Below are 8127 nucleotides of genomic sequence, written 5' to 3' on the forward strand. Positions count from 1 at the left end.
TTTTCGGCGGCTTTTTGCCGATTCGCCGCTTGATGATGCGCCGCTGGCTCCGATGGCGGATGAAGCGGTGCAGGCGCGCCTTGAAACGTTATGGCCGCAATTTTTTGATGCTTCCTCGACAGCCGAGGTGGCGGACTGGGCGTTCGCCGTTGTGGAACTGATGAAGGACGTGCTGCCTCATGATATGGTCAATGCCTATACATCGCTGCCAATCGTTGAGGATGATGCGGACGAGAAAACGATGACGCTTCAAGATCTCAAACGGACCAACCCATTGGAAAACCGCGATGCCCTTCAAGAGGCCGATGGAGAGGCCAAGCGGCAAGTGCTGCCAACGTGGCATCGGGAAACGAGCCGGGCGGGTGGAAGCTTTCTCCGCTTTGAGCTCGAACGAGGCAGCCGCACCGAGATCATCAGCGATAAGGCGAGGCCGGGTGAAGACGGTGATCAGGCGCTGGCCGTCGTGAAAGGAACGTCTCGGCCGACGGCGCGAAACGAGTATGGCCTGGAAGCGCAAGCATCCTTCAGCGAACAGCCGCCGGCTGGAAACAGTGCGCCGTATGGCGAGGCCAACCGCCAAGCCGATCTTGTGCTTCTTCCTTCGTCGCCAAACCTCGCGCATCTTGAGCAATACCGCGCCAAACAGGCGGCGGTGGCGCCGTACCGAAAACGGCTTGTGCGCATCATGGAACAATGGCTTGAACACAAGCGCTCCGCTTGGCGCACGAACTTGCCCGTCGGTCGGCTGCGCAAACAATTGGTGTCGTTTTTCACTGATGAGCGGCCGCGCTTGTTTTACAAAAAAGGCGAGCCGACGCGGCGGTTTGATGCAGTCTTCGGCCTGCTTGTCGATTGCTCGGCTTCGATGCATGACAAAATGGAAGAGACGAAAACCGGGCTCGTTCTTTGCCATGAGGTGCTGAAAACGTTGCGCGTGCCGCACCAAATTGTCGGATTTTGGGAAGATGCGAACGAAGCAGCCGCTTCGCGTCAGCCGAACTATTTGCAGATGGCGGTCTCATTCCATCGCTCGCTTGAGCCGTCGAGCGGCCCGGCGATCCTGCAGCTCGAGCCGCATGAAGATAATCGCGATGGATTGGCGATTCGCTGGATGACCGAACAGCTCCTCAAGCGCCCGGAAGCACAAAAAGTGCTGCTCGTCTTCTCTGACGGCGAACCCGCCGCGTACGGATATGAACAAAACGGCATCATCGATACGCACGAAGCAGTCGCCGAAGCGCGCCGCCGCGGCATTGAGGTCGTCAATCTCTTTTTAGGCCACGGGGCCGACGATGAGTCAACGCGGCGGACGATTGAAAACATCTATGGTCGCTTCCGCGTCTTTGTTCCGCATGTGAGCGAGTTGCCGGATCGGCTGTTGCCGCTCTTGAAAACGTGGTTGCAAAAAAGTTTGTGACAAAAAGGTGGGACCCCATGATCAAATTATTCACTGACAGCGATCTAGACGGCATCGGTTGCGGATTGCTCGCGAAGCTGGCGTTTGCCGAGGTGAACATTTCGTTTTGTTCCTATCGCAATTTGGATGAACGGGTCATCCAATTCTTGCAAAGCGACGAGGCCAACGGCGCCATGTTGTTTATCACCGACTTGGCCGTCGGCAAGGAAGTGGAACAGCAACTCGCCGAACGGGCGGCGCGCGGCGGCCATGTGCAAGTGATCGACCACCACGTGACGGCGCTTCATTTCAATGACTACCCGTGGGGACAGGTGGTGCCGGTGAGGGATGATGGCAAAAAGACGTGCGCCACCTCGCTCTTTTACGACTATCTCGTCCGCGAGGGAAAACTCGCACCTAATGAAACGCTAGATGGGTTCGTCGAGCTCGTCCGCCAATACGACACGTGGGAATGGGAAGAGAATGGGAATTTGCAAGCGAAGCGGCTGAATGATTTGTTGACGATTTTCGGGCTTGACGGCTTTTGGGAGACGATGAGCGAGCGGCTCGCCTCCAGAGAACCGTTCTCCTTGACCGAGACGGAAGAGCTGCTTCTCGATATGGAAGAGAAGAAAATTCAGCGTTACATTCGGCAAAAGCAAAAACAGCTTGTTCAGCGCTGGCTTGGTGACTATTGCATCGGCGTCGTCTTTGCCGAGCGCCATTTGTCGGAATTGGGCAATGCGTTATCCAAGCGTTATCCTCATCTTGACTTGATCGCTTTAGTCAACATGGGGACGAAACATATTGGCTTTCGCACCATTCATGATGACGTCAACGTCGCTGAGTTTGCCCTGCAATTCGGTGGCGGCGGCCATCCCAAGGCGTCCGGCTGTTTGATCGATGATACAACATTTCCGCTGTTTGTCGTCGAGACGTTCCCGCTTCTGCCGGTATACGGTGATGCGGAACAAAACCAATTGAACAAAAAAGACGAGGCCGAAGGAGTGTTTTGGACAAATCACCATGGCCAATGGTGGCTGAGTCGTAAAACCGCTCAAGGTTGGAACGTGTATGCCGATGGGGGAGAGACCCATACGTTCCCAGAGGAAATCGCCGGCGAACGCTGGCTGAAGCGGCAGTTTGCCGCTGGCCTTGCCCATGATGCAGCCGTGCTCGACTTTTTAAGCGTTCGGCTCGGACGAGACAAAGATGCCATTCAAGCCGACTATAAAGCGGCCGTCAAACAATACAAGCAACAAACCGGCATTGAATCATGATGCCGGTTTTCTTTTTCTAAGAAACTGAACTGTGCTAAATCGGATTGCGGCGCTAACCGGCAAGGTCATCACAACCCGCAAGGTCCAACAGCCACATATGCGCAAAAAGAAAAAGGTGTTCCGATCTCTTTTAGGAAGGATTGGGACATCTTTATTTGTTGCGGAAACGCCGAAGAGAAAATGTTAACATAATTGTAACAGTTTTTGTGTTTAGGAAAAACAGTCTTTGATTATAATAATAATAGGGAGGTGAAGACGGTGAAACAGTATGTCTTTTCCTTCTACACAGTCCAAGGGAAAACGATTGTGTGGGAAGAGGCCATTTCGGCATCTGGGATGATGGAAGCCTTTTCAAAAGCCCAACGGCTTCTGGTGAAACATAAGCAAGAAAAAGGCGTGCCAGTTCGCGTTCGGTATAAAGGCGTCCGCTATCGTCAAACGGATATTGCCTAAACGAAAGGAGAAAGGATGAGATCATGCGGTCCCTGCAGCTGCCGACGCGCAGTGGGTAACGTGCAGCTTCTTGAATGAGAATCAAGAGGCTGCGCGTTTTTATTTTATTTTAGGTGGGCGTGTCGATGGGCGTTTTTTTGTTTTGTCTCACTATTATGAGACTACTTGTTATCGAAACAGACTCTTTCGTAACTTCTTATAATTTATATTATGTCAACTGAATAGAAACTAAAGCGTACCAATAAGTTGATCCCTCAAGTACCGATAAGATTCTATATCGTGTACTTCTTCCCCTCAAGTTGACGATAATTATTGGTGTTGTCCTAATAAGTTTTATGGACGTCCGGATAACTATCAGGTACGGTCCATAACTTACGGGTGCGTCCTCATAACTAAATTTTAAGGAGGTCGTTCCGTATGAACTTTACACAGGCAGCTGACGATTTTTTGATGTATTTGGAAATTGAAAAAAACTGTTCGCATAATACACTACGTAGCTATGCTTATGACTTGAAATGTTACAAAGAATTTTTAATAAATCAAAACAGATCGCTTGATTTACATGATTTAACACCTTCTACAAGTCGCCGCTTTATTCAAGATCAAGTAATCAATCATGGTGTTAAACCACGAACTTTGCAACGACGCATTTCATGTTTAAAATCCTTCAGCCAATTTTGTCTTAAGGAAAATTATACCAAAATTGACTTCATGGCAGGAATTCAAGTGCCTAAAGCTGATAAAAAACTTCCGACTTACATGACTTTAGACGAACTAAAGAAGTTATTTCATTACTTGGAAAATGATAATAGCCGACTGGCATACAGAAATCATCTGCTTTTTAAATTGCTTGCTACGACCGGAATGCGCAGACAGGAAGTTGTTGATTTGAAGTGGGAGCAGGTTGACCTTAACAATAAAACAATCCGAATATATGGAAAAGGCAATAAAGAGCGTCTTCTCCCCCTTCACCCTATTGTCATACCTTTATTTCATGAATATAGAAAGCATTTATTGGATTATCAACTTCATTCATCTGAGCCGGTGTTTTTAAATAAAAATGGATGCAAAATGAATCCTCGTGGATTGCATAAAGTATTTAAAGAAATTCTTGAAAAAGCTGGATTACCGCCCAAAAAATTTTCTCTTCATCATTTAAGGCATACATTTGCCACACTATTACTTCAAGAAAGTAAAAATAAAGTTGATTTACGAACATTACAGGAGTTATTAGGGCATGAAAGTCTGGCATCGACAGCTATTTATACACATGTTGATTTTGAACAAAAGAAAAAGGCAATAAACTCTTTTCTTTTAGAATGATCAATATATTAGGCTACCTTGTTTAGGTAGCCTTTTTTTGGTTTTGATAATGAAGTGACATTATCCTTTCAAATATTTCCGGATTTTGAACAGCTAACTTCATAAGAAAATCCTCTGAAAACGGTAAGCTTTTTGGTTGAGCAAACTCTTCAGCATGTGAATGCGTAATCTGAATTTGCTCATGTGTATCTGAAACAGCCGCTTTTGCATGTGTAACATGTGTAAGGTGTTCTTCTAATTCATTTTCTATTTCTGTTAACACCTTTTTTATTTGATATATTTTTCGTTTATCACGGCGTAAATAAAATTTGATGCTCTCTGTTTCACTGTGACCTAACAAATATTGAATAGTATCCTTGGAAACACCCTTTTCGTCTAACAATGTCGCAATGGAATATCGGAAACCATGTGGTGTAACTCTTCTCTCCCCTTTCCACCCTAAATATTCGCAAATTTTATCAGTCATTCGATTTAATTGTTTGTTTTGTAACGCTAATCCTTTGATTCCGTAACAAAGTGGATCATCGGTTGTTAATCCATTCTCTTTAATATATTCCCTCAGACTATTCAAAAATTTTGGTGGCAAAGGTAAGAATTGGACCTTATGTTTGGAGTTATACACTCCAGAATTGTAGACAATTAACTCTTCATCAAATTCAACATCCCTTACTTTTAACGAACATAGCGCTTGATTTCGCAATCCAGTGAACATTAGCAACTTGATAGGTATCTCAATGTCGACCCCTTCCTTTTTTAAATCCTGAATTGCTACATAAACTTGTTTTAATTGATCCATGTCCATTACCGCGGAGTATGAACCGGAGTGTGGACCGGGAACCCTGACAGCTTTGAAAGGATTACTATGAACTATACCAAGACTTTGATAAAACCCATAAATGGATGATAAAGAAGCGATTCTTCTTGAAATGGTTTTAAAAGCCGCACCGTTTTCTTTTTGGTGTTTAATCCACTGATTTACAATAGCTAATCTTTCACTATTTTTTAAAACTGGATCAAGATTATTATCCATTAAAAATTCTTCGAAAGTTTTCACGTCATTTTTGTAACTCTCGAATGTTGACTGAGCCCAGTAGCGATGTTCTTTCATGTGAATTAATGAGTCTGATATTGTTGTTTCCATGTTCATTAAATCCTCGAGTGATTGTTGAATATCTGTTTTCTTAACAGTCAATAATTCATTAACCATATTTATACCTCCATCATTAAATGAGTTGTTAAATTTATTATGCAACAACAGATAATTGACCGGAAAAATGACAGCTATCCCTTCTTCATATGAAACGGCAGAATATTTAATCTGACAGCGGATAATCGTCCTATTCCAAATAATGTTATGAACAAACTGTTCACTACAAATGAATTAAAAAGCTCAAATCCACTAATGGGATTTGAGCGACGACCAATGGTTAATTTTTTAATACATCATCAGTATGTTTGTTTAATATATCAGCTAAATACGGACTTGGCGGTAAATAGTGTATAGTAGTACAGATGTTTTTGTGTCTCAATTGGCGCTGAATAATCGAGAGATGGATATTACTCTCATACATCATTCTTGCCAGAGTATGTCTCATTTGATGTGGAGTGATGGAACTCTCAAAGCCAGCAGTCTTGCTGATCTCATTAAGAATTTTGCGGAGTGTAATATAAGTTAATGGTGCATCATTGTAAAAGAATACTTCTTTGTTATCATCGTTATTGCTCCACTTTTTCCAACATGGATGATTAAGATATTCAAACAATGCCTTACTTGTGGAACGAGGCATATGAACAGATAAAGCTCTTGTTTTTTGACCTTTATTAACAAAAATAGTGCTATTATTAAAGTTAATTTGTGATTTTCTTAAATGGATAATTTCATTAGCTCTTAATCCGCATGTAATTCCTAATAAGAATAATACTGCATATTTTTTTGAAAAAGGATCAAGCCTCATTGCCGCTTTTAGCAGTTTTCTGCACTCCTCATTACTTAACGAACGGTCCCTTTTATTTAAGCTATAGTAGGGATTATGATAATATAACATTGGGTTATGCTTGATGAGTTTTAATTCATGAAGAAATCCAAAAAAATTACGTAATGCACTAATGGTTATATACAAACTGCTTTTGGATGACGATTTAGTTTTTATATAAGCAATAAATTCGTCAATAAATTCTTTATCAATTGGTAAGCTGTCTCCATTATTGTGATCACTATAAAACGAGTCAAAATTAACAGTTTCGCCTTCGAACCCGCAGTTAACAATGTACTGCTCAAACTGTTGCAATTTATAGGCATAATTTCTTTTTGTTGACTCTGCTAGATTTACGTGCTTGACCCATTGTTTAAAATAAATCGAATCAATTAAAATGCTTTTCATGTCTTATCATCCCATATTTTTTCAAAATCAATATTTGCAAAAGGATGCATTTCAATTGCCTCCTGCAGATGATGATCGAATAATTTCAAATATACTTCTGTTGATTTGATATACTCGTGCCCCAACAATTTAGAAATGCGATATATGTCTATCCCTGATTCAAGAGCTGATAGAGCAAAAGTATGACGAAGTGAATGGGTACTATATTTTCTTTTTTCATCATCCGGTATAGATTGACACTTATCAATTAAATCTTTGATGATCATTTGTACGGCACGCTCAGTTAAAGGTGTTTTTCCACCGTCTTTGGAGAAAACATACAAATTTTTGTAGTTAATATCAGTGTCAATCAGATGCCCATAAGTGAAATTTACATAATCAATTAGCGTTTTTAGGGCTGGTAGAGCTATTTTTCTTTTTACTTTTTCTGTTCGAAGTGTGCGCTTTTTCTTGGGAATTATTAAAAGATGTTGCGTCTCAGGGATAATGTCGCCAATTTGTATTTGCGTTACCTCACCAACCCGTATACCAGATCCTAACATCACCCACAGCAAGGTATAGTTTCTAAAATTATTATTTCCTTCTTTTGCTAAATGAAGGAGCTCTCTTACTTGGTGTTGGTTTAAAGCTTTTGGCTCTTCATCTTCATTTTGAATTATAGGCAACACCCTAGAAAAATTAATATCAGCATCTAAGATTTCCCTTTTACAAATTACCTTAAAAAACGAACGGAGAAACGAGCTTCTCTTGTTACGTGTTGAAAGGTTCTTCGTTTCTTTCAAATATTCAAGCAATAAAGTTGGTTTTTCTATAAAAACCAATACTCTCTCCTGTGTGCCGTTTGAAAAGATTTTATTGCAAAAATCTAAAAATGTTCTGGCTTCTGATTGATACGTTTTTTTGCTTGAATCAGCCAATTGCAAAAAATGATTACTGTTAAAAAATTCTTCCATGGCTTCTTCGATGGTCTTATCATTCATGGTATTATTAGGATGGGCACTTTCGAGATAGTGCCCACCAAATAATTGGTTATTTAAAAGAGTGTTAACAAACTCCTCACCATAAGTTGCATGTAATTTCTGTATTTCTTGTTCAAGTTGCACTTTCTTTGACATTTTCCGAGGTAAACCCATTTGTTATAGCCCCTTTCCAAATATTTTGTTGATAGCATCTGTAAGTTCGTCATCACTAAAATGAAGGTAAAACACGAGTGTTGATTATCCAAAATTATACATACGCCTTCCATAAATTTGGGCATACTCAAACAAAGCAGCGGCCATCCCGGATTTCCAAT

The 8127-nt window shown here is 41.8% G+C and carries 7 protein-coding genes; 4 read left to right on the top strand and 3 right to left on the bottom strand.

Annotation, left to right across the window (positions count from 1 at the left end; translation table 11 throughout):
* From T260_RS124075 to T260_RS124060, 4 genes are all read left to right on the top strand, one after another.
* The coding region (locus T260_RS124075; RefSeq protein ID WP_023634468.1) for a nitric oxide reductase activation protein NorD at positions 1-1417 on the top strand (1417 nt) is incomplete at its 5' end.
* A gap of 17 nt (positions 1418-1434) precedes the next feature.
* Entirely contained in the window at positions 1435-2676 is a 1242-nt protein-coding gene (locus T260_RS124070; RefSeq protein WP_014195842.1) for a DHH family phosphoesterase, read from the top strand.
* 258 nt (positions 2677-2934) lie between these two features.
* A complete protein-coding gene (locus T260_RS124065) occupies positions 2935-3129 on the top strand; it encodes a hypothetical protein (RefSeq protein WP_021321620.1) in 195 nt (64 codons plus the stop codon).
* 417 nt (positions 3130-3546) lie between these two features.
* Entirely contained in the window at positions 3547-4452 is a 906-nt protein-coding gene (locus tag T260_RS124060; RefSeq protein WP_023634469.1) for a tyrosine-type recombinase/integrase, read from the top strand.
* Between the two features lie 22 nt (positions 4453-4474).
* Here the strand turns inward: T260_RS124060 and T260_RS124055 are convergent, their stop codons facing one another.
* The 3 genes from T260_RS124055 to T260_RS124045 form a co-directional block, all read right to left on the bottom strand.
* Positions 4475-5659: a tyrosine-type recombinase/integrase gene (locus tag T260_RS124055; protein ID WP_023634470.1), complete on the bottom strand. Its 1185-nt coding sequence runs from the start codon at positions 5657-5659 to the stop codon at positions 4475-4477.
* A gap of 220 nt (positions 5660-5879) precedes the next feature.
* Positions 5880-6833, bottom strand: coding sequence for a tyrosine-type recombinase/integrase (locus T260_RS124050; protein ID WP_023634471.1), 954 nt, complete (start codon positions 6831-6833; stop codon positions 5880-5882).
* A complete protein-coding gene (locus T260_RS124045; protein WP_023634472.1) occupies positions 6830-7966 on the bottom strand; it encodes a tyrosine-type recombinase/integrase in 1137 nt (378 codons plus the stop codon). The genes T260_RS124050 and T260_RS124045 overlap by 4 nt, the downstream gene beginning before the upstream one ends.
* Between the last annotated feature and the right edge of the window lie 161 nt (positions 7967-8127).

This window comes from Geobacillus thermopakistaniensis, assembly GCF_000498995.1.
Taxonomy (GTDB): Bacteria; Bacillota; Bacilli; order Bacillales; family Anoxybacillaceae; genus Geobacillus; species Geobacillus thermoleovorans.

Bases quoted from the DNA above. Each gene is read 5' to 3' on its own strand.
- T260_RS124070 (WP_014195842.1), top strand. From the start codon at position 1,435: ATGATCAAATTATTCACTGACAGCGATCTAGACGGCATCGGTTGCGGA.
- T260_RS124060 (WP_023634469.1), top strand. From the start codon at position 3,547: ATGAACTTTACACAGGCAGCTGACGATTTTTTGATGTATTTGGAAATT.
- T260_RS124055 (WP_023634470.1), bottom strand. From the start codon at position 5,659: ATGGTTAATGAATTATTGACTGTTAAGAAAACAGATATTCAACAATCA.
- T260_RS124050 (WP_023634471.1), bottom strand. From the start codon at position 6,833: ATGAAAAGCATTTTAATTGATTCGATTTATTTTAAACAATGGGTCAAG.
- T260_RS124045 (WP_023634472.1), bottom strand. From the start codon at position 7,966: ATGGGTTTACCTCGGAAAATGTCAAAGAAAGTGCAACTTGAACAAGAA.